Raw genomic sequence first — 18,670 nt, 5'->3', positions numbered from 1 at the left:
TGGAAAAAGACCTTAGATGGTCAAGGTCCAGTCGTAGTCCACGATCAGCGGCGCGTGCTGCGAGAAGCGCGGCTGGCGTGGCAGACGTGCGCTGCGCACGAAGCGACGCAAGCCTGGCGTCAGCAGCTGGTAGTCAAAACGCCAGCCGAGGTTGAGCATCTCGGCCTGTTCGTTATCCGGCCACCAGCTGTACTGGTCGCCTTCGCGGCTGACTTCCCGCAGGGCATCGACATAGCCCATGTTGCCGACAATCTCGTCCATCCAGGCCCGTTCCGGCGCCAGGAAGCCCGGGGATTGCTGGCTGTCGCGCCAGTTCTTGATATCCAGCTTCTGTTGCGCCACGTACAGCGAGCCACAGTAAATGTACTCGCGACGTTTGCGCCGCTGTTTATCCAGATAACGGGCGAAGTCGTCCATTAGCTTGAACTTCTGGTTCAAGTCTTCATCGCCATTCTGCCCTGATGGAAGCAGCAAGGTCGCAATGCTGACCTTATCGAAATCGGCTTGCAGGTAGCGCCCGTAGCGGTCGGCTGTCTCGAAGCCGAGGCCGCTGATGACCGCCTTGGGTTGCAACCGCGAATACAAAGCCACGCCGCCTTGGGCGGGAACTTCGGCATCACAGGCATAAAGGAAGTAGCCATCCAGTTGGAAGGCTGGGTCGTCCAGTTCAAAGGCGGAGGCGCGGGTGTCCTGCAGGCAGATGACGTCGGCATTCTGGGCTTGCAGCCAACTGAGCAAACCACGCTCGACTGCAGCCTGAATACCATTGACGTTCACACTGATGATCCGCATAAATGGCCCCAAAAATCGCGTGCGTGTATGATACACGCCGTCTACCTAATTAGCTAAATCCGTGGTATCTGAGGCTTTTTTCATGCAGGCGTATCAACGCGATTTTATTCGTTTTGCCATCGATCGCGGCGTATTGCGCTTCGGTGAGTTCACTTTGAAGTCCGGGCGCACCAGCCCTTACTTCTTCAATGCCGGCCTTTTCAACTCGGGTTCTGCCCTGGCGCAGCTGGGTCGTTTCTATGCGGCCGCCATCGTTGAAAGCGGTATTTCCTTCGACGTGCTGTTCGGTCCTGCCTACAAAGGCATCCCCCTGGCGGCCGCGACCGCCGTGGCGTTGGCTGAACATCACGAGCTGGATCTGCCTTGGTGCTTCAACCGCAAGGAAGCCAAGGCCCACGGCGAAGGCGGCAGCCTGGTGGGTGCGCCGCTCAAGGGCGACGTGCTGATCATCGACGACGTGATCACTGCCGGTACGGCGATTCGCGAAGTGATGCAGATCATCGCTTCACAGGACGGCGCCAAGGCGGCCGGCGTGTTGATCGCGCTGAACCGCCAGGAGCGCGGCAACGGTGAATTGTCGGCGATCCAGGAAGTGGAACGTGATTTCGCGATTCCGGTGGTGAGCATCGTGTCCCTGAACCAGGTGTTGCAGTTCCTGGAAGATGACCCGCAGCTCAAGCAGCATTTGCCGGCGGTCAAGGCTTATCGCGAGCAGTTCGGCGTTTAGAAGATCCATGTGGGAGCGGGCTTGCTCGCGAATACGGCTTGTCAGTTGATATATGTGTCGACTGACCCGCCGCTTTCGCGAGCAAGCCCGCTCCCACATTTTTAGACCGAGTACATAGAAAAGGCCCCGTTCAATCGAATTGAACGGGGCCTTTTTGTTTACCAGCGCTTAGGGGCGCTTGCGGTTGCTGATCAGGGTACCCACACCGGTATCGGTGAAGATTTCCAGCAGGATCGCATTCGGCACCCGGCCATCCAGGATCAACGAGCTGCCAACACCGCCTTGCACCGCTTCCAGCGCGCAGCGGATCTTCGGCAGCATGCCGCCGTAGATGGTGCCGTCGGCGATCAGGTCGTCCACTTGCTGGGTCGTCAGGCCGGTCAAGACCTTGCCTTCCTTGTCCATCAAGCCGGCGATGTTGGTGAGCAGCATCAGCTTCTCGGCCTTCAGCGCCTCGGCCACCTTGCCGGCCACGAGGTCGGCGTTGATGTTGTAGGACTCACCGTTGGCACCGACACCGATCGGCGCGATCACCGGAATGAAATCGCCTTTCACCAGCAGGTTCAGCAGGTCGGTGTTGATGCCGATCACTTCGCCCACCTGGCCGATGTCGATGATTTCCGGCTGGGTCATCTCCGGGGTCTTGCGGGTCACGGTGAGCTTCTTCGCCCGGATCAGTTCGGCGTCCTTGCCGGTCAGGCCGATGGCGCTGCCGCCATGGCGGTTGATCAGGTTGACGATGTCTTTGTTCACCTGGCCGCCCAGGACCATCTCTACCACGTCCATGGTCTGGGCGTCGGTCACACGCATGCCGTCGATGAAGTGACTCTCGATGGACAGGCGCTTGAGCAGGTCACCGATTTGCGGGCCGCCACCGTGCACCACCACCGGGTTGATCCCGACGGCTTTCATCAACACGATGTCGCGGGCAAAGCCGGTTTTCAGCTCGTCGCTTTCCATGGCATTGCCGCCGTACTTGATCACCAGCGTCTTGCCGACGTAGCGTCGAATGTAAGGCAACGCTTCGGAAAGGACCTTGGCAGTATTGGCGGCGGCTTCGCGTTCGAGGGTCATTCAGGGCTCCGGTAAAAAATCAGAACGGTAATTGGAGATCAGGGGCAACACGTTTCAACTGGGCGTGGAACACGTCCTTGATGCGCTGCAACTCAGCCTCGGTATCCGCTTCGAAACGCAGCACCAGCACCGGTGTGGTGTTGGATGCGCGAACCAGGCCCCAGCCTTTGGCGTAATCGACTCGCACACCATCAATGCTGGTCAGGTCGGCGCCTTCGCCCCATTGCGCATCGTGCAGTGCGTCAATGATGCTGAATTTGCTCTCCTCGGTCACATGGATATTGATCTCTGGCGTAGAAATATCATTCGGGAAGGTCTGGAACAGCTCCTGCGCGGTCGATTTTTCCTTGCTGAGGATCTCCAGCAGACGAGCGGCGCTGTAAATGCCGTCGTCAAAGCCGAACCAGCGCTCCTTGAAGAACACATGGCCGCTCATTTCGCCGGCCAACAGCGCGCCGGTTTCTTTCATTTTCTTTTTGATCAACGAGTGGCCAGTCTTCCACATTAGCGGGCGACCGCCGTATTCCTTGATCAGCGGTGTGAGGCGGCGGGTGCACTTCACGTCGAAGATAATTTCGGCACCTGGGTTGCGCGCAACCACGTCGCGGGCAAACAGCATCAGCAGGCGGTCCGCAAACACGTTTTCGCCGGTGTCCGTCACCACGCCAACGCGGTCGCCGTCACCGTCGAAGGCCAGGCCGACGTCAGCCCCGGTCTCCTTGACCTTGGCGATCAGGTCCACCAGGTTCTCGGGCTTGCCTGGATCCGGGTGATGGTTCGGGAAGTTGCCGTCGACGTCACAGAACAGCGGGATCACTTCGCAGTTCAGGGCTTCGAGCAGTTGCGGGGCGATCACGCCGGCCGCGCCATTGCCGCAGTCCACCACCACTTTGAGGCGGCGCGCGAGTTTGACGTCGCCGGTGATTTGGTCAGAGTAGCGCTGCAGGATGTCGACTTTGGTGACGCTGCCTTCGCCGCTGGTCAGGTCGTTGGTCTTCAGGCGGGTGTGCAGGGCCTGGATCTGTTCGTTGGCGAGGGTATCGCCAGCGATGACGATCTTGAAGCCGTTGTAGTCCGACGGGTTATGGCTGCCGGTGAGCATCACGCCCGACTTGCCGGCCAGTACGTTGGCTGCGTAGTACAGCGCAGGCGTCGGCACCAGGCCCACGTCGCTGACGTGGCAACCGCTGTCGGCCAGGCCCTGGATCAGTTGCTCGACCAGCTCGGGACCGGACAGGCGGCCATCACGGCCTACGGAAACGTTGGGCTCGCCCTGTGCCAGGCTCTGGGAGCCAATGGCGCGGCCGATCCAGTAGGCGGTCTCGGCGGTCAGGGTCTTGGGGACCACGCCACGAATGTCATAGGCGCGGAAAATGCTGTCGGGAAATGTCGGGGCGACTCGGGCTGGGTTGCTCATTGCGGGGGGGAACTCCATCGATAAGGGGCTGGGCTGGCCTCAAGGGTGCTGACCGGCAGGCTCAAACTGAAGGGTAAGACGGCGTTTTTGGCATAGAGTTCGTGGTGCAAAAGTGCCATCGGCGCCGAAGCTCCGCCCTTTTGCCCCCTTAATGCCCTGATTTCACTGGGGAAACCTTGCTGGTAAGTTCCGCGCATTCTTCATCCTGAAAGGCCATGCGTTGGCATCAGGCCGGGTGAGGCACCCGGCTTGTTCGGCTAAGTCAATTCAGCTTAGTCAGTGGCTGCCGGAATGCCCGAAGCCACCTGCGCCGCGTTGTGTTTCGTCGAACTCTTCGACCAGCTCGAAGTGCGCCTGCACCACCGGTACCAGCACGAGTTGGGCAATGCGCTCGCCGACGGCGATATTGAACGCGGTCTGGCCACGGTTCCAGCAGGACACCATCAACTCGCCCTGGTAGTCCGAGTCGATCAGCCCCACCAGGTTGCCGAGGACGATGCCGTGTTTGTGGCCCAGGCCGGAGCGCGGCAGGATCAGCGCCGCCAGGCCCGGGTCGCCCACGTAGATCGACAGGCCGGTCGGAATCAGAATGGTCTGGCCTGGTTCAAGCACGGTGTCCTGCTTGAGCATGGCGCGCAGGTCGAGGCCGGCGGAGCCTGGTGTGGCGTAGGCCGGCAGCGGGAATTCGTTGCCGATGCGGGGGTCGAGGATCTTGGCTTGCAAAGCGTGCATGGAAATTAAACCTGGTTCAGCCGTTGGGCGATAAAAGAGATCAGTTGGCGGGCAATCTTGCCCTTGCTGGTCTGGGCGAAAACGGTAGCGTGCAACTCGCGGTCGATCACGCTGATGGCATTTTCCTCGCTGTTGAAGCCGATGCTCGGGTTGGCGACATCGTTGGCGACAATCAGGTCGAGGTTTTTGTCTTTCAATTTGCGTGCGGCATAGTCCAGCAAATGCTCGGTTTCGGCAGCAAAACCGACGCTGAACGGGCGGTCCTCACGGGTGGCGATGGTCGCCAGGATGTCCGGGTTACGGACCATTTGCAGGAGCAGGCCGTCGCCGCTTGTAGGGTCTTTCTTGAGTTTCTGCGGCGCAACCACCTCGGGGCGGTAGTCCGCTACCGCAGCCGAAGCGATGAACAGGTCGCAGGGAATCGCCGCTTCACAGGCCGCCAGCATGTCGCGGGCGCTGACTACGTCGATTCGGGTGACGCGATCCGGGGTCGGCAGATGCACCGGGCCGGTGATCAACGTCACACGGGCGCCTGCCTCGACCGCCGCTTCCGCCAGGGCAAAGCCCATTTTTCCTGAGCTATGGTTGGTGATGTAGCGCACCGGGTCGATGTTTTCCTGGGTCGGGCCGGCGGTGATCAGCACGTGCTTGCCGGTCAGGGCCAGGTGCTGGAAGCAGTCGGCGGCGCAGTGGGCCAGGTCGGTGGCTTCGAGCATGCGGCCCATGCCCACGTCGCCGCAGGCCTGGCTGCCGGAGGCCGGGCCGAAAACCTTGAGGCCGCGGCTTTGCAGGAGTTGGGTGTTGGCCTGGGTGGCCGGGTCGCGCCACATGGCCTGGTTCATGGCCGGGGCGATCGCGACGGTGGCGTCGGTGGCCAGTACCAGGGTGGTCAGCAGGTCGTCGGCAATGCCTTGGGCCAGGCGGGCGATCAGGTCGGCGGTGGCCGGGGCGATCAGCACCAGGTCGGCCCACTTGGCCAGCTCGATGTGGCCCATGGCGGCTTCGGCCGCAGGGTCCAGCAGGTCGAGGTGAACCGGGTGGCCGGACAAGGCCTGCATGGTCAACGGGGTGATGAATTCACTGCCGCCACGGGTCATGACCACGCGCACTTCGGCGCCTTGGTCGAGAAGCCTGCGAACCAGCTCTGCGCTCTTGTAGGCGGCAATGCCGCCGCCGACGCCGAGAACGATGCGTTTCCGATACAGACGCTGCATTGGCTTGCCTTTCCAGTTCAGTGATGGCGTTGCGATGCCCCCTCCCCAGGTGAAATCGCACGCAAAAAGATGGCCTAAGATACCACAGCGTCCGCCATGCAACAGCGGCGCACATGCACACGGAGGTGCCATGAGTATTCGCGATTGGCCTGCGGCAGAGCGTCCGCGGGAGAAGCTGTTGGAGCTGGGAGCGGAGAACCTTTCCGACGCGGAATTGCTGGCGATTTTCCTGCGCACCGGGGTGTCAGGCAAAAGTGCCGTGGACCTGGCGCGCCATCTGCTGGCGCAATTTGGCAGCCTTCGGGCGCTGATGGAGGCGAGGCAGCCGGTGTTCAGCCAGCATTTGGGGTTGGGGCCGGCGAAGTTCGCCCAGCTTCAAGCCGTACTGGAGATGGCGCGCCGCCATTTGGCTGAACGCCTGCGCAACGATTCGGTGCTGGAAAGCCCGGAGGCCGTGCGCGACTACCTCAAGGCACTGCTGCGCCACGAGCCTCACGAGATATTCGGCTGCCTGTTTCTCGACGCCAAGCATCGAGTGCTGGGTTTCGAAAAGCTGTTTCAAGGCACCATCGACAACGCCATCGTCTACCCGCGACAAGTGGTGAAGCGCGCGCTGGACTACAACGCCGCGGCGCTGATCCTGTGCCACAACCATCCTTCCGGCAGCCCCGAGCCCAGCATCGCTGATCGAAAATTGACCAAGGTGCTGCAAAAGGCGCTGGAGATGGTGGACGTGCGTGTGCTGGACCACATCATTGTGGGGGAGGGTGACCCGCTGTCGATGGCGGAATTTGGGTGGATGTAGGGGCTGGCATGCCAGCCCCTGGCAGGGGTCAGGGCTTGACGCTGACCTTGGAGTAATCCTGGCGCCCGAACGGGCTCACCTGATACCCCTCGACATTCTTGCGGGTCAGCGCAAACGCGGTCGGGTGCGCCAGTGGCAGCCAGAGCGCCTGCTGCTGGATCTGCGCCTGGGCCTGCTGGTACAGCTTGCTGCGCACACCTTGTTCGCTAGTGGTCTTGCCGGCGCTGATCAGCTTGTCCAGCGCCGGGTCGCAGTAGCGGGCGAAGTTGGTGCCGGACTTCACGGCCGCGCAGGAGAACTGCGGCGTCAGGAAGTTATCCGGGTCGCCGTTGTCACCGGCCCAGCCCATGAACAGCAAGTCGTGCTCGCCGGCCTTGGCGCGGCGGATCAGTTCGCCCCACTCGATCACACGGATTTCAGCCTGGATGCCGACCTTGGCCAGGTCCGCCTGCAGCAGTTGTGCGCCCAGGCTGGGGTTGGGGTTCAGCAGGCTGCCCGACGGCCGGGTCCAGATCGTGGTCTTGAAGCCATCCTTGAGCCCGGCGCGATCCAGCAGTTGCTTGGCCTTGGCAATGTCCTGCGGATAGCCCGGCAGGTCCTTGGCATAGCTCCAGGTATTGGGTGGGTAAGGGCCGTTGGCGGCTTCGGCGGTGCCTTCGAATACGGCCTTCAGATAGCTGGCCTTGTCGAAGGCCAGGTTGATCGCCTGGCGAACTTCCGGCTTGTCCAGTGGCGGATGCTGGCTGTTGATGGCGACAAACGCGGTCATGAAGGCCGCGGTTTTCTCGATCTTCAGGTCGGCGTCTTTCTGGGCGGCATCAATATCCAGGGGCTTGGGCGACAAGGCGATCTGGCACTCGTCGCGACGCAGTCTCTGCAGGCGCACGTTGGCGTCCGGGGTGATCGCAAAGATCAGGTTATCCACCGCAGGCTTGCCGGCGAAGTAATCCGGGTTGGCCTTGTAGCGAATCGTCGCGTCCTTCTGGAAGCGCCCGAAAATGAACGGCCCGGTGCCGATAGGCTGGCTGTTGAGCTTCTCCGGGGTGCCGGCCTTGAGCAGTTTGTCGGCATATTCCGCCGGGTAGATCGAGGCAAAGCCCATGCTCAAGGCGGCGAGGAAGGTCGAATCGGCGTGGTCCAGGGTGAAGCGCACGGTCAGCGGGTCGAGGGCGTCGATCTTCTTGATCAGCGTGGGCAACTGCAGCGACTGGGCGTGGGGGAAGCCGCTCTGGGCGATCTTGTGCCAGGGGTTGGCCGGGTCGAGCATGCGCTCGAAGCTGAAGCGCACGTCTTCGGCGGTCAGGCTGCGGCTTGGCGTGAAGTAGTCAGTACGGTGGAATTTAACGTCCGGGTGCAGCTTGAAGGTGTAGGTGAGGCCGTCCGGCGACACTTCCCAGCTGTCCGCGAGGCTCGGGACCAGCTTGCCGCTGGTGGCGTCGAAGTCCACCAGGCGGTTCATCAATACGTCTGCCGAGGCGTTGGTGGTGGTCAGCGAGTTGTATTGCACCACGTCGAAGCCTTCGGGGCTGGCTTCGGTGCAGACGCTCAGGGTAGTGGCCGCCTGGGCGTGTGCAGCAATAAAAAGAGGGGCTAGCAATAGCGGTAGGGCAGCGAGGCGCATATTCGGTTTCCTTTGCAGATCGAAGGCCCATCTGCGAGTGCAGTCTGGAAAAGTCCTACCGTAGTGGGCTGATTGACAAATGACTAGCCCATTTTTGCCTGTGCTTTTGCCGCAAATACTGTTTTGATGGCGCCTCAGGTCGTTTTGCCGAGCACTTTGCAGTGCGCGCGGGCGCTGTAAATCATTCTGTGCGACGAGCGGTTAGCTTCTATAGCGGCCCACCCTGGCAACGGTTCAGGCGTCCATGGCCTGGATTTACGCGTATAAAAGTACACGGCCTGTTGTTGCACTGGGGTCTTTCTGGTATAAAGCAGCGCTCTTTTCTAGGGGCCCGGTTCCTTCGCTAGTAGGTGTAGCCGGTAAGACCCTAAAGAAACGCGGCGCCTGGCGCCAAATGACTGAGAGATTAAGCGGCCAACCCATGCCGGGTTGGGCATGTGGTTTTAGAGGGCTGAGGCATGTCGAGAGTCTGTCAAGTTACCGGTAAGGGTCCGGTGACTGGGAATAACATTTCCCACGCAAACAACAAAACCCGTCGTCGTTTCCTGCCAAACCTGCAGCATCACCGCTTTTGGGTTGAAGAAGAGAAACGTTTTGTTCGTCTGCGCGTATCTGCCAAAGGCATGCGTGTTATCGACAAGCGCGGCATCACTGTCGTGCTGGCCGAACTGCGCCGCGACGGCAAAATCTAAGGAGCTAAATCATGCGTGAATTGATTCGAATGATCTCTAGCGCCGGTACTGGTCACTTCTACACTACCGACAAGAACAAGCGTACTACCCCGGACAAGCTCGAAAAGAAAATGTTCGACCCGCGCGTTCGCAAGCACGTGATCTACAAAGAAGGCAAAATCAAGTAATTGGTTTTCTTTCTTGTGAAAAAAAGCCCGTATCTCACGATGCGGGCTTTTTTTTGTGCCTGATAAATGATCAGGCCTTTTCTTCGAACACCACGTAGATCTTGCGGCAGGGTTCCAGCACTTCCCAGGTGCCGCTGAAGCCGGCCGGAATGACGAAGCGATCACCGGCCCGCAAGGTCTTGGCGTTGCCGTCGGCATCGCGCAACACCGAAACACCCTGCACGATCTCGCAATACTCATGCTCGGTGTAGTTGACCTTCCACTGTCCGACTTCACCTTCCCAGACCCCGGCGCTCATCTGGCCGCACGGACTGTTGTAGTGGTTGTAGACGGTTTGCTCCGGGTCGCCCTTGAGGATTTTCTCCGCAGCCGGACGGTAGCGATCAGGCTCGGTCCTGGCCTGGCTGAAGTCGACGATATTCTGGATGTTCATGGGCGTGTCCCGTCTGGCCTGCGGTTGGAGAGCTCAAAGTCTATGTTTATTAAAATGAACATCGCAAGGGCGTTTGCTGCCGTTATGTCAAATAAATTGAAACATCCATCGCCGCTGGTTTAGGGTGGCAGCTGCCTTGAGCCGAACAGCTGGCTGGCCGGGCAAGAATTCTTCGAAGGTGCCTGGGTACATCGCCCGGCCCTTGTATTCAATAAGAGGAGGACACTCGCATGACCACCCTGACCCGTGCCGACTGGGAACAACGCGCCAAGGATCTGAAGATCGAAGGCCGCGCCTACATCAATGGCGAATACACCGCCGCCGTTTCCGGCGACACGTTCGAATGCCTGAGCCCAGTCGATGGCCGCCTGCTGGCAACCGTTGCCAGCTGTGACGTCGCCGACGCCCAGCGTGCCGTAGAAAACGCCCGTGCCACGTTCAATTCCGGTGCCTGGTCGCGCCTGGCGCCAGCCAAGCGCAAAGCCACCATGATCCGTTTCGCCGGCCTGCTCAAGGCCAACGCCGAAGAGCTGGCACTGCTTGAAACCCTGGACATGGGCAAGCCGATCAGCGACTCCCTGAACATCGACGTCCCAGGCGCGGCGCAAGCGCTGAGCTGGAGCGGCGAGGCCATCGACAAGATCTACGATGAAGTCGCAGCCACCCCTCACGACCAGCTGGGCCTGGTGACCCGTGAGCCCGTCGGCGTTGTCGCGGCCATCGTGCCGTGGAACTTCCCGCTGATGATGGCCTGCTGGAAACTCGGGCCGGCGTTGTCCACCGGTAACTCGGTGATCCTCAAGCCATCTGAAAAATCACCGCTGACTGCCATCCGCATCGCTGCCCTCGCGGTTGAAGCCGGCATCCCGAAAGGCGTGTTCAACGTGCTGCCGGGTTATGGCCACACCGTGGGTAACGCCCTGGCGCTGCACATGGACGTCGACACCCTGGTGTTCACCGGTTCCACCAAGATCGCCAAGCAACTGCTGATTCGCTCCGGCGAGTCGAACATGAAGCGCGTCTGGCTGGAAGCTGGCGGCAAGAGCCCGAACATCGTGTTTGCCGATGCCCCGGACCTGCAAGCCGCCGCCGAATCCGCGGCTGGCGCCATCGCCTTCAACCAGGGCGAAGTGTGCACCGCCGGTTCGCGCCTGCTGGTGGAGCGTTCGATCAAGGATAAATTCCTGCCGCTGGTGATCGAGGCCCTCAAGGCCTGGAAGCCGGGCAACCCGCTCGACCCGGCCACCACGGTCGGTGCGCTGGTGGATACCCAGCAGATGAACACCGTGCTGTCGTACATCGAAGCCGGGCATGCCGATGGCGCCAAGCTGGTGGCCGGCGGCAAGCGCACGCTGCAGGAAAGCGGTGGCACCTATGTCGAGCCGACGATTTTCGACGGCGTGACCAACGCAATGAAGATCGCCCAGGAAGAAATCTTCGGCCCGGTGCTGTCGGTGATTGCCTTCGACAGCGTGGAAGAAGCCATTGCGATCGCCAACGACACCCAATACGGCCTGGCCGCTGCGGTGTGGACGTCGAACATCTCCAAGGCGCACCTGACCGCCAAGGCACTGCGTGCCGGCAGCGTGTGGGTCAACCAGTACGATGGCGGCGACATGACCGCACCGTTCGGTGGTTTCAAGCAGTCGGGTAACGGCCGCGACAAGTCGCTGCACGCGTTCGACAAGTACACCGAGCTGAAGGCGACCTGGATCAAGTTGTAAGCTTCCAGGAACACCGCTGAAAAAAATGTGGGAGCGGGCTTGCTCGCGAATGAGGTATCACAGTCGCTGATGTATTGACTGGTACACCGCATTCGCGAGCAAGCCCGCTCCCACACTGTTTTGTATGATCTCCAAGTAATCCACAGGAGCGTGGAAATGCGTTGGGCGACCTATTTCGCCGTGTTGGCGTCGGTCTTGAGCGTGGGCCTGGCCTTGGGCGTGAGCATGCCGTTGGTGTCCCTGCGCCTGGAAAGCTGGGGCTATGGCAGCTTCGCCATCGGAGTCATGGCGGCGATGCCGGCCTTCGGTGTGCTACTGGGTGCCAAGGTCTCCAGCGGCCTGGCCTCGCGCCTGGGCACGGCGAACCTGATGCGCCTGTGCCTGTGGGCGGGGGCGATTTCCATCGGCTTGCTGGCGGTATTGCCCAGCTACCCGGTATGGCTGGTGTTGCGGCTGATGATCGGGGTGATCCTGACCATCGTGTTTATCCTCGGCGAAAGCTGGATCAACCAACTGGTGATCGAACGCTGGCGCGGCCGTCTGGTGGCGCTGTATGGCTGCAGCTATGCCTTGAGCCAGCTGTCGGGCCCGTTGCTGCTGGGCGCGCTGGGTACGGACAACGATATTGGCTTCTGGGTGGGTGTCGGTCTGCTGACGTGCTCGCCGATCCTGCTGCTGGGCCGTTCCGGTGCGCCGACTGCCGAGTCTTTCAGCGTGACCTTTGGCGACCTGCTGCGCTTCTGCCAGGGCTTGCCGGCGATTGCCTGGGCGGTGGCGTTGTTCGCCGCATTCGAGGCGATGATTCTTACGTTGTTGCCGGTGTATTGCCTGCAACAGGGTTTCACCGCCGAGATTGCTCTGGCGATGGTCAGCACGGTGGTGGTCGGTGATGCGTTGCTGCAACTGCCGATTGGCGCGCTGGCGGACTACCTGCCTCGGCGCACGCTGTTTCTCGGCTGCGCGCTGATGCTGCTGGTGACGAGCCTGGCGATTCCGCTGTTGCTCGATACGCTGATGATCTGGCCGGTGTGGGTGCTGTTCGGGGCCAGCGCCGGCGGGTTATTCACCCTGTCGCTGATCCTGATTGGCGAGCGCTACCGCGACGACGCACTGGTGCGCGCCAATGCGCATATCGCGCAGCTGTGGGGCATTGGCTGCCTGATCGGCCCGCTGGTGGCCGGTGCCGGCAGCCAGTGGATCAGCGGGCATGCGTTGCCGTTGTTGATGGCGGCGGGGGCGTTGGGGTTGGTGATCCTGTTGCTGCGCCAAGGTGCGTTCGGCGCCGCACAACCCGCCTGAACTTGAAATGCGATCACCTGTGGGAGCCGGGCTTGCCCGCGATGGCGGAGTGTCAGCACCGGATACGTAAACTGACACTCCGCCATCGCAGGCAAGCCAGCTCCCACAGGTCCCGTCGCTGTTCTTAAAGCATGCGTTCCAGCCCGACGGATGTGGCAAACCAGGCATTGAACCGGCGCCACCAACTGCCGGGTTCGCGGGTCAGGGTGTGCAGTTGGCCGTTGTCTTCGGTCACCCATACCACCTGGCCATCCTGCAGCTTCGCCTGGTAGCTCAACGGGGGCGCCATGCCCTCCAGTGCCAGGTTGCGCACGTGTTCCGCCAGTTCGGGACTGTCCACCAGCACCCCGACTTCGGTGTTCCACAGCACCGAGCGCGGGTCGAAGTTGAATGAGCCGATGAAGGATTTCTCCCGATCAAAGATGATCGCCTTGCTGTGCAGGCTGGAATCCGAACCGTGGAATGTACCTTTGCGGAACAGATGAGGGCCGCTGCCGCCACCGTCTCCCGGCTGGCGGCGCAACTCGTATAGCTTCACCCCGTGTTCCAGCAGCGCTTTGCGATAGGGCGCATAACCGCCGTGCACGGCCGGTACGTCGGTGGCTTCCAGGGAATTGGTCAGCAGGCTTACCGATACGCCGGCGTCCGCGCGACCGGTCAGGTACACCAGCCCGGGCTGCCCGGGCACGAAGTAAGCCGAAATCATCATCAGCTCATGGCTGACACCTTCCAGCTCGGGCGCCAGTTGGGTGGTCAGGAGCAGCCGTGGATCCGGATCGGCCTTGGCCAGCACCTTGCTCGGCGCATCCCACAGTGCCTGGTTCCAGGCCCAGATCAGCTCACGGCGCCAGATGTCCATGCGCGGCTGGGTCTTGTAGGTGCGCAGGCGGTTGTACAGGGCATGGTTTTGTTGGCGAGACTCGGCAAGGGAATCTTCCAGGCGTACGCGGGCACTGGCCAGGTCGCCTTTGGAAGCGCTGCTGACGAAGTCACCAATGGGTTTGCTCAGGGCACTGTTCCAGTACTGATCGAAACTGTGGCCCAGTTGCTCGGCCACCGGGCCCACGCTGAGCATGTCGATATCGGTGAAGTTGAGGTTGGGCTCGGCGTCGAAATACTCATCCCCCAGGTTGCGCCCGCCAACGATGGCCACGCTGTTGTCTGCCAGCCACAGCTTGTTGTGCATGCGCCGGTGTTGCAGCGACAGGTCGAACAGCCGCGCCATGGCCCGCGTCACGCCGGTGCTGCGGCCCAGGTGCAGCGGGTTGAACAGGCGAATCTGGATCTGCGGGTGGGCGGCGAGGGTGGCGATGATCTGGTCCAGGCCGTCGCTGGTGGTGTCGTCCAGCAGGATGCGCACGCGCACGCCACGGTCGGCGGCCTTGAGCAGTTCATCCACGAGCATGCGGGTGCTGATGCCGTCGTGGACGATGTAGTACTGCAAGTCGAGGCTGGTCTGGGCGTTGCGGATCAGTTCGGCGCGGGCCATGAAGGCTTCGCTGCTGTTGGGCAGCAGGCGGAACCCGGAGCGGCCTTTGTAGGGTGCGGCCTGGGCCTGGATCGAGCGGCCGAAGGAAGATTCGCTGGCCGGCAGCGCCTCGCTGGGTGTGCGTGGCGCGTCGATGGTGGCGCAGCCGCCCAGGGCCAGGATGCCCAGCAGGAAAAACGGTAATAGCCGGTGGGTCATCAATGACATGGGTTCCGAATCAGGGCGATTGTCGGCATATGACGGCTATTTCCCGTAAAAGGTCAGTCCATCGCTTCGGCCAGCAACCGGATGGCGGTCGCGCCGACCTTGCGTACAGCCTCTTCAATCTGCGGCGTTGGTTTGGCAGCGTAGTTCATGCGCAGGCAGTTCCTGTACTTGCCGGAGGCGGAAAAGATACTTCCCACTGCAATCTGTACACCTTCATCCACCAGCAGCCGGTTGAGTTTCAGGGTATCGAAGCCTTCCGGCAGTTCCACCCACAGCATGAAACTGCCCTGGGGGCGGCTGGCGCGGGTGCCCGCCGGGAAATAGCGGCTGACCCAATCGAGCATCAGGTCGCGATTGCGCTGGTATTGCGTGCGCATCCGCCGCAAATGTGGCTCGAAATGTCCACCTTTCAGAAACTCGGCAATTGCGATCTGCGGCTGGGTCGCGGTGGAGCCGGTGCTGATGTATTTCATGTGCAGCACACGCTCCAGATAGCGACCGGGTGCGACCCAGCCAATCCGCAGGCCGGGTGCGAGGGTCTTCGAGAAAGAGCTGCACAGTACGACGCGGCCATCTTCGTCGAAGGACTTGATGGTGCGTGGCCGCGGGTAGCTGTAGGCCAGTTCGCCATACACGTCGTCTTCGATGATCGCCACGTCAAAGCGCTGGGCCAGGGTCAGCAGTGCGCGTTTGCGCGACTCCGGCATGATGTAGCCCAGTGGGTTGTTGCAGTTGGGGGTCAACTGTATGACTTTGATCGGCCATTGTTCCAGTGCCAGTTCCAGCGCTTCCAGGCTGATACCGGTGAGTGGGTCGGTGGGGATTTCCAGGGCTTTCATGCCCAGGCCCTTCAGGGTTTGCATGGCGCCGTGGAAGCTTGGCGAGTCGACGGCAACGATGTCGCCGGGCTCGCAAATGGCGTGGATGCTGGCGGACAGGGCCTCGTGGCAGCCGGTGGTGATCACCAGGTCCTGGGGCGTCAGTTGGCAGCCTGAATCGAGCATCAGGCGGGCAATCTGTTCACGCAGGTCCAGGTTGCCGTGGATAGTGTCGTAATACAGCCCCGGCATGTCCTGGCGCCGACTGATCCGGGCGAGGCTGCGTAGCAGGGGTTTCATGGTCGGCGACAATACATCCGGCATGCCCCGGCCCAACTGTATGGCGTCTTTGCGTGGCACCGCGCGGATCAGCTCCAGCACTTGGTCCCACTGGGAAATTTCCACCGGGCGCTGGGCGGGGCGGCCTACGGCGGGCAATGCCGGCAAGTCGCGGCCCACCGGTACGAAGTAGCCGGATTTGGGTTTGGGCATCGCCAGGCCGTTGTCTTCCAGTACGCGGTAGGCCTGCTGCACGGTGCTCAGGCTGACCCCATGCTCCACACTCAAGGCCCGAACTGACGGCAATCTGTCGCCCGGGCGATAGAAACCCTGCTCGATGCGCGTGCCCAACAGTTCGGCGAGGTTGACGTATAGGGTCATGGCGGTGCTTCCCGGTTACCAGTACAGATAGGCTGAAAATACAGGATTCAGCGGCCGATAGGCAGTATCTGTATGGATTTAATACAGGGTGGTTGAATCTGTCATGGTTTTACGCGCCGGCTCATCCTACGTACTCATGGCAACACGTTAATGAGGGGCAGGAAAATGAGCGGTATGAGCGATGTGCGGTTGGCGTTACACAGTCAGGAACTGGAAGCCGGGCAGGAGCGGCGCATGGCGGCGCGTACCAAGGCCCCCACACTCAGTTCATGGGCGTTGTTCTGGCACCGCATGCATACGCGCAAAACCTTGCTGGAGCTGACCCCCGAGCAACTGCGAGACGTGGGCTTGAGTGCCGAGCAGGCGCGCCGGGAAGGCTTGAAGCCCTTCTGGCGCGGCTGATTCAGACCAGTTCTTTCAATCGGTGCCAGAGCATTCCCAGCGCCAGCAGCGGCGAGCGCAAATGCTTGCCGCCCGGGAAAGTGATGTGCGGCACCTTGGCAAACAGATCAAAGCGCCCGCTTTGCTGGCCGCTGATGGCTTCGCCCAACAGTTTGCCTGCCAGGTGGGTGGCGTTGAGGCCATGGCCGGCATAGGCCTGGGCGAAATACACATTGGGCTGGTCGGCCAGTCGGCCAATCTGCGGCAGGCGGTTGGCGCCAATGCCGATCATCCCGCCCCACTGGTAGTCGATTTTCACGTTGGCCAGTTGTGGAAACACCTGCAGCATTTTCGGACGCATATAGGCACCGATGTCCTTCGGATCCCGTCCGGAGTAATGGCAGGCACCGCCGAACAGCAAGCGTCGGTCGGCTGACAGCCGGAAGTAATCCACCGTCACCCGCTGGTCACACACCGCCATGTTTTGCGGCAGCAACTCGGCTGCCTGGGCTTCGCTCAAGGGCTCGGTGGCGATGATGTAGCTGCCGGCGGGCAGCACCTTGCCGCTCAGATGCGGGTTGAGGCCGTTCAAATAAGCATTGCAGCCCAGCACCAGGGTCTTGGCGCGCACATTGCCCTGGGCGGTGTGTACGTTGACCTCCGGGCCGTAATCGATCCGCACCGCCTCGGAATGCTCGAACAACTGGACGCCCAACTGCTGTGCAGCGGCTGCCTCGCCGAGGGCCAGGTTCAGCGGGTGCAGGTGGCCGGAGCCCATGTCGATCATGCCGCCAACATAGCGGTTGGAGCCGATCACACTGCGCATCTCGCTGGCTTGCAGCAGGCGCACTTCATGGCGATAGCCAAGGCCTTGCAGCTCTTCGGCGTCGGCGGCCAGGTGTTCCAGGTCGCGGGGTTTGTTGGCCAGGTCGCAGTAGCCCCAGGTCAGGTCGCAGGCGATCTGCGAACGTTCGACCCGCTGGCGCACGATTTCCACGGCTTCCAGGCCCATCAATTTCATCTGGCGCACGCCCTCGGTGCCGATGACGTTGGTGAACTGATCCAGGCCATGACCGACGCCACGAATCAGTTGCCCGCCATTGCGCCCGCTGGCGCCCCAGGCAATCTTGCGGGCTTCCAGCAGGACTACGCTGAAACCCCGTTCGGCCAGTTCCAGAGCAGTGTTGAGCCCCGAAAAGCCGCCGCCGACCACGCACACATCGGCCACGATTTCACCTGTCAGCACCGGATAATCAGGCTGCGGGAAACTGCTGGCGGCGTAGTAGGAATTGGCGTGCCGGGCGCTGGCGGTCATGGGGAGCATCCCTGTTTGGAAAATTTGACGCAGGATACAGCGGTCGGGCGAAGCTGTCTCACCGGGGGCTTTTAGGGCAGAATCCACGCCTATTCGCCGTTCGGTCCCTGTGTCGATGAGTTGCAACAGTCAGAAAGTCAACGCGCTGCGCCGGCAGATTCCCTCGTTCGAGTGTGTCCCGGGTTGCCACGACTGCTGTGGGCCGGTGACCACGTCCCCCGAGGAAATGTCGCGCCTGCCGCGCAAGACCGCTGCCGAGCAGGAAGCGGCGATGGACGAACTCAACTGCGTGCACCTTGGCCCCAATGGCTGCACCGTGTACGACGAGCGCCCGCTGATTTGCCGCTTGTTCGGCACCACGCCGACCTTGCCATGCCCCAACGACCGCCGCCCGGTGGAGTTGATCCACCCACGGGTGGAAAAGCAGATTCATGCGTACATGGCGTCGACGCGTCAGGTATTGGTCTAGCGGATGTCCCCGCTCCCACATTGGCCTGTGGTGCTGTCTTAATCCGGGATCGGCAGGTTCAGGCTCTCTTTCACCTCTTCCATCACGATATAGCTCTTGGACTCCCGTACGTGGGGCAGCTTGAGCAGGATATCGCCGAGCAACTTGCGGTACGACGCCATCTCCGAAATGCGCGCCTTCACCAGATAGTCGAAATCCCCCGACACCAGGTGGCACTCCAGCACGTGGGGCAGTTTCAGCACGGCGCGTCGGAATTCTTCAAAGGTGTCGCCGGACTTGTAGTCGAGGCTGATCTCGACAAACACCAGCAGGCTGCCCTTCAAATGCTGCGGGTTGAGCCGGGCGTTGTAGCCCATGATGATCCCTTCGCGCTCCAGGCGCCGGACCCGCTCGGTGCAGGGCGTGGTCGATAGCCCGACCTTTTCCCCCAGCTCCGTAAACGAAATTCGCCCGTCGGCCTGCAGGATGCGCAGGATGTTGCGGTCGATCTTGTCCAGCTCCCGCTTGGTCTGAGTGTTGGTCCGCATAGGGGATGCTCCTCCGTGAAAAGGGTTTTTGCCGAGAATTGTCGCCAAATATAGGCAGTTATATAGTGAAATGCACTGGTGATTGCTTTTTATACTGCCCACATCTT

General features: G+C 61.4%; 18 protein-coding genes and 1 pseudogene. 8 read left to right on the top strand and 11 right to left on the bottom strand.

Annotated elements, in window-relative coordinates:
* Positions 1-12 precede the first annotated feature (12 nt).
* Positions 13-792 (bottom strand): exodeoxyribonuclease III, encoded by a 780-nt coding sequence (locus HX801_RS16490; RefSeq protein WP_003176915.1) that lies wholly within the window; start codon positions 790-792, stop codon positions 13-15.
* Between the two features lie 82 nt (positions 793-874).
* On the opposite strand from HX801_RS16490, the gene pyrE reads away from it, so the two are divergent.
* Positions 875-1,519, top strand: coding sequence for an orotate phosphoribosyltransferase (gene pyrE, locus HX801_RS16485; protein WP_003213276.1), 645 nt, complete (start codon positions 875-877; stop codon positions 1,517-1,519).
* Between the two features lie 168 nt (positions 1,520-1,687).
* Here the strand turns inward: pyrE and argB are convergent, their stop codons facing one another.
* The 4 genes and pseudogenes from argB to coaBC form a co-directional block, all read right to left on the bottom strand.
* Positions 1,688-2,593: an acetylglutamate kinase gene (gene argB / locus HX801_RS16480; protein ID WP_003213275.1), complete on the bottom strand. Its 906-nt coding sequence runs from the start codon at positions 2,591-2,593 to the stop codon at positions 1,688-1,690.
* Positions 2,594-2,612: 19 nt separating this feature from the next.
* Positions 2,613-4,034: pseudogene (locus HX801_RS16475) on the bottom strand (phosphomannomutase/phosphoglucomutase); the annotation flags it as partial.
* A 252-nt stretch (positions 4,035-4,286) separates the two neighbouring features.
* Positions 4,287-4,742: a dUTP diphosphatase gene (gene dut, locus HX801_RS16470; protein ID WP_003213270.1), complete on the bottom strand. Its 456-nt coding sequence runs from the start codon at positions 4,740-4,742 to the stop codon at positions 4,287-4,289.
* A 5-nt stretch (positions 4,743-4,747) separates the two neighbouring features.
* Positions 4,748-5,956: a bifunctional phosphopantothenoylcysteine decarboxylase/phosphopantothenate--cysteine ligase CoaBC gene (gene coaBC / locus HX801_RS16465; protein WP_008439425.1), complete on the bottom strand. Its 1,209-nt coding sequence runs from the start codon at positions 5,954-5,956 to the stop codon at positions 4,748-4,750.
* A 130-nt stretch (positions 5,957-6,086) separates the two neighbouring features.
* On the opposite strand from coaBC, the gene radC reads away from it, so the two are divergent.
* Positions 6,087-6,761 carry a DNA repair protein RadC gene (gene radC / locus HX801_RS16460; RefSeq protein ID WP_087693709.1) on the top strand — a complete coding sequence of 225 codons (675 nt, stop codon included), beginning with the start codon at positions 6,087-6,089 and terminating at the stop codon, positions 6,759-6,761.
* Positions 6,762-6,789: 28 nt separating this feature from the next.
* Here radC and HX801_RS16455 read toward each other — a convergent pair whose 3' ends face one another.
* Positions 6,790-8,382 carry an ABC transporter substrate-binding protein gene (locus HX801_RS16455; RefSeq protein WP_008439424.1) on the bottom strand — a complete coding sequence of 531 codons (1,593 nt, stop codon included), beginning with the start codon at positions 8,380-8,382 and terminating at the stop codon, positions 6,790-6,792.
* A 458-nt stretch (positions 8,383-8,840) separates the two neighbouring features.
* On the opposite strand from HX801_RS16455, the gene rpmB reads away from it, so the two are divergent.
* Both rpmB and rpmG read left to right on the top strand, forming a co-directional pair.
* Positions 8,841-9,074: a 50S ribosomal protein L28 gene (rpmB, locus tag HX801_RS16450; RefSeq protein WP_003213263.1), complete on the top strand. Its 234-nt coding sequence runs from the start codon at positions 8,841-8,843 to the stop codon at positions 9,072-9,074.
* 11 nt (positions 9,075-9,085) lie between these two features.
* Positions 9,086-9,241: a 50S ribosomal protein L33 gene (rpmG, locus tag HX801_RS16445; RefSeq protein ID WP_003176906.1), complete on the top strand. Its 156-nt coding sequence runs from the start codon at positions 9,086-9,088 to the stop codon at positions 9,239-9,241.
* A 70-nt stretch (positions 9,242-9,311) separates the two neighbouring features.
* On the opposite strand, the gene HX801_RS16440 is transcribed toward rpmG, so the two are convergent.
* Positions 9,312-9,674, bottom strand: a complete 363-nt coding sequence (locus HX801_RS16440) for a cupin domain-containing protein (RefSeq protein ID WP_003213261.1) — start codon at positions 9,672-9,674, stop codon at positions 9,312-9,314.
* Positions 9,675-9,904: 230 nt separating this feature from the next.
* On the opposite strand from HX801_RS16440, the gene HX801_RS16435 reads away from it, so the two are divergent.
* On the top strand, positions 9,905-11,398 hold the full coding sequence (locus HX801_RS16435; protein WP_003213259.1) for an aldehyde dehydrogenase: 1,494 nt from the start codon (positions 9,905-9,907) through the stop codon (positions 11,396-11,398).
* Positions 11,399-11,554: 156 nt separating this feature from the next.
* On the top strand, positions 11,555-12,697 hold the full coding sequence (locus tag HX801_RS16430; RefSeq protein ID WP_102370161.1) for an MFS transporter: 1,143 nt from the start codon (positions 11,555-11,557) through the stop codon (positions 12,695-12,697).
* Between the two features lie 124 nt (positions 12,698-12,821).
* Here HX801_RS16430 and HX801_RS16425 read toward each other — a convergent pair whose 3' ends face one another.
* Positions 12,822-14,384: a phospholipase D family protein gene (locus tag HX801_RS16425; RefSeq protein WP_003208738.1), complete on the bottom strand. Its 1,563-nt coding sequence runs from the start codon at positions 14,382-14,384 to the stop codon at positions 12,822-12,824.
* A 62-nt stretch (positions 14,385-14,446) separates the two neighbouring features.
* The gene (locus tag HX801_RS16420; RefSeq protein ID WP_008439421.1) at positions 14,447-15,871 is read right to left on the bottom strand and encodes a PLP-dependent aminotransferase family protein; all 1,425 of its coding nucleotides are present in this window, start codon (positions 15,869-15,871) and stop codon (positions 14,447-14,449) included.
* 165 nt (positions 15,872-16,036) lie between these two features.
* On the opposite strand from HX801_RS16420, the gene HX801_RS16415 reads away from it, so the two are divergent.
* The gene (locus tag HX801_RS16415) at positions 16,037-16,273 is read left to right on the top strand and encodes a DUF1127 domain-containing protein (RefSeq protein WP_023659297.1); all 237 of its coding nucleotides are present in this window, start codon (positions 16,037-16,039) and stop codon (positions 16,271-16,273) included.
* Position 16,274: 1 nt separating this feature from the next.
* Here HX801_RS16415 and HX801_RS16410 read toward each other — a convergent pair whose 3' ends face one another.
* A complete protein-coding gene (locus tag HX801_RS16410; protein ID WP_003208746.1) occupies positions 16,275-17,567 on the bottom strand; it encodes an FAD-binding oxidoreductase in 1,293 nt (430 codons plus the stop codon).
* 115 nt (positions 17,568-17,682) lie between these two features.
* Between HX801_RS16410 and HX801_RS16405 the strand changes: the two genes are divergently transcribed.
* A complete protein-coding gene (locus tag HX801_RS16405; protein ID WP_003208747.1) occupies positions 17,683-18,036 on the top strand; it encodes a YkgJ family cysteine cluster protein in 354 nt (117 codons plus the stop codon).
* A gap of 38 nt (positions 18,037-18,074) precedes the next feature.
* Here HX801_RS16405 and HX801_RS16400 read toward each other — a convergent pair whose 3' ends face one another.
* Complete coding sequence (locus HX801_RS16400; RefSeq protein WP_003206849.1) at positions 18,075-18,563, bottom strand: Lrp/AsnC ligand binding domain-containing protein; 489 nt, start codon at positions 18,561-18,563, stop codon at positions 18,075-18,077.
* Positions 18,564-18,670 lie beyond the last annotated feature (107 nt).

This window comes from Pseudomonas sp. G1002 (genome assembly GCF_013385455.1).
Taxonomy (GTDB): Bacteria; Pseudomonadota; Gammaproteobacteria; order Pseudomonadales; family Pseudomonadaceae; genus Aquipseudomonas.
This window is presented reverse-complemented; position numbering and strand designations above follow the sequence as displayed.

Bases quoted from the DNA above. Each gene is read 5' to 3' on its own strand.
- HX801_RS16430 (WP_102370161.1), top strand. From the start codon at position 11,555: ATGCGTTGGGCGACCTATTTCGCCGTGTTGGCGTCGGTCTTGAGCGTG.
- dut (WP_003213270.1), bottom strand. From the start codon at position 4,742: ATGCACGCTTTGCAAGCCAAGATCCTCGACCCCCGCATCGGCAACGAA.
- HX801_RS16490 (WP_003176915.1), bottom strand. From the start codon at position 792: ATGCGGATCATCAGTGTGAACGTCAATGGTATTCAGGCTGCAGTCGAG.
- rpmG (WP_003176906.1), top strand. From the start codon at position 9,086: ATGCGTGAATTGATTCGAATGATCTCTAGCGCCGGTACTGGTCACTTC.
- coaBC (WP_008439425.1), bottom strand. From the start codon at position 5,956: ATGCAGCGTCTGTATCGGAAACGCATCGTTCTCGGCGTCGGCGGCGGC.
- rpmB (WP_003213263.1), top strand. From the start codon at position 8,841: ATGTCGAGAGTCTGTCAAGTTACCGGTAAGGGTCCGGTGACTGGGAAT.
- argB (WP_003213275.1), bottom strand. From the start codon at position 2,593: ATGACCCTCGAACGCGAAGCCGCCGCCAATACTGCCAAGGTCCTTTCC.
- HX801_RS16425 (WP_003208738.1), bottom strand. From the start codon at position 14,384: ATGACCCACCGGCTATTACCGTTTTTCCTGCTGGGCATCCTGGCCCTG.
- HX801_RS16400 (WP_003206849.1), bottom strand. From the start codon at position 18,563: ATGCGGACCAACACTCAGACCAAGCGGGAGCTGGACAAGATCGACCGC.
- HX801_RS16405 (WP_003208747.1), top strand. From the start codon at position 17,683: ATGAGTTGCAACAGTCAGAAAGTCAACGCGCTGCGCCGGCAGATTCCC.
- HX801_RS16440 (WP_003213261.1), bottom strand. From the start codon at position 9,674: ATGAACATCCAGAATATCGTCGACTTCAGCCAGGCCAGGACCGAGCCT.
- HX801_RS16415 (WP_023659297.1), top strand. From the start codon at position 16,037: ATGAGCGGTATGAGCGATGTGCGGTTGGCGTTACACAGTCAGGAACTG.
- radC (WP_087693709.1), top strand. From the start codon at position 6,087: ATGAGTATTCGCGATTGGCCTGCGGCAGAGCGTCCGCGGGAGAAGCTG.
- HX801_RS16410 (WP_003208746.1), bottom strand. From the start codon at position 17,567: ATGACCGCCAGCGCCCGGCACGCCAATTCCTACTACGCCGCCAGCAGT.
- HX801_RS16435 (WP_003213259.1), top strand. From the start codon at position 9,905: ATGACCACCCTGACCCGTGCCGACTGGGAACAACGCGCCAAGGATCTG.
- HX801_RS16420 (WP_008439421.1), bottom strand. From the start codon at position 15,871: ATGACCCTATACGTCAACCTCGCCGAACTGTTGGGCACGCGCATCGAG.
- pyrE (WP_003213276.1), top strand. From the start codon at position 875: ATGCAGGCGTATCAACGCGATTTTATTCGTTTTGCCATCGATCGCGGC.
- HX801_RS16455 (WP_008439424.1), bottom strand. From the start codon at position 8,382: ATGCGCCTCGCTGCCCTACCGCTATTGCTAGCCCCTCTTTTTATTGCT.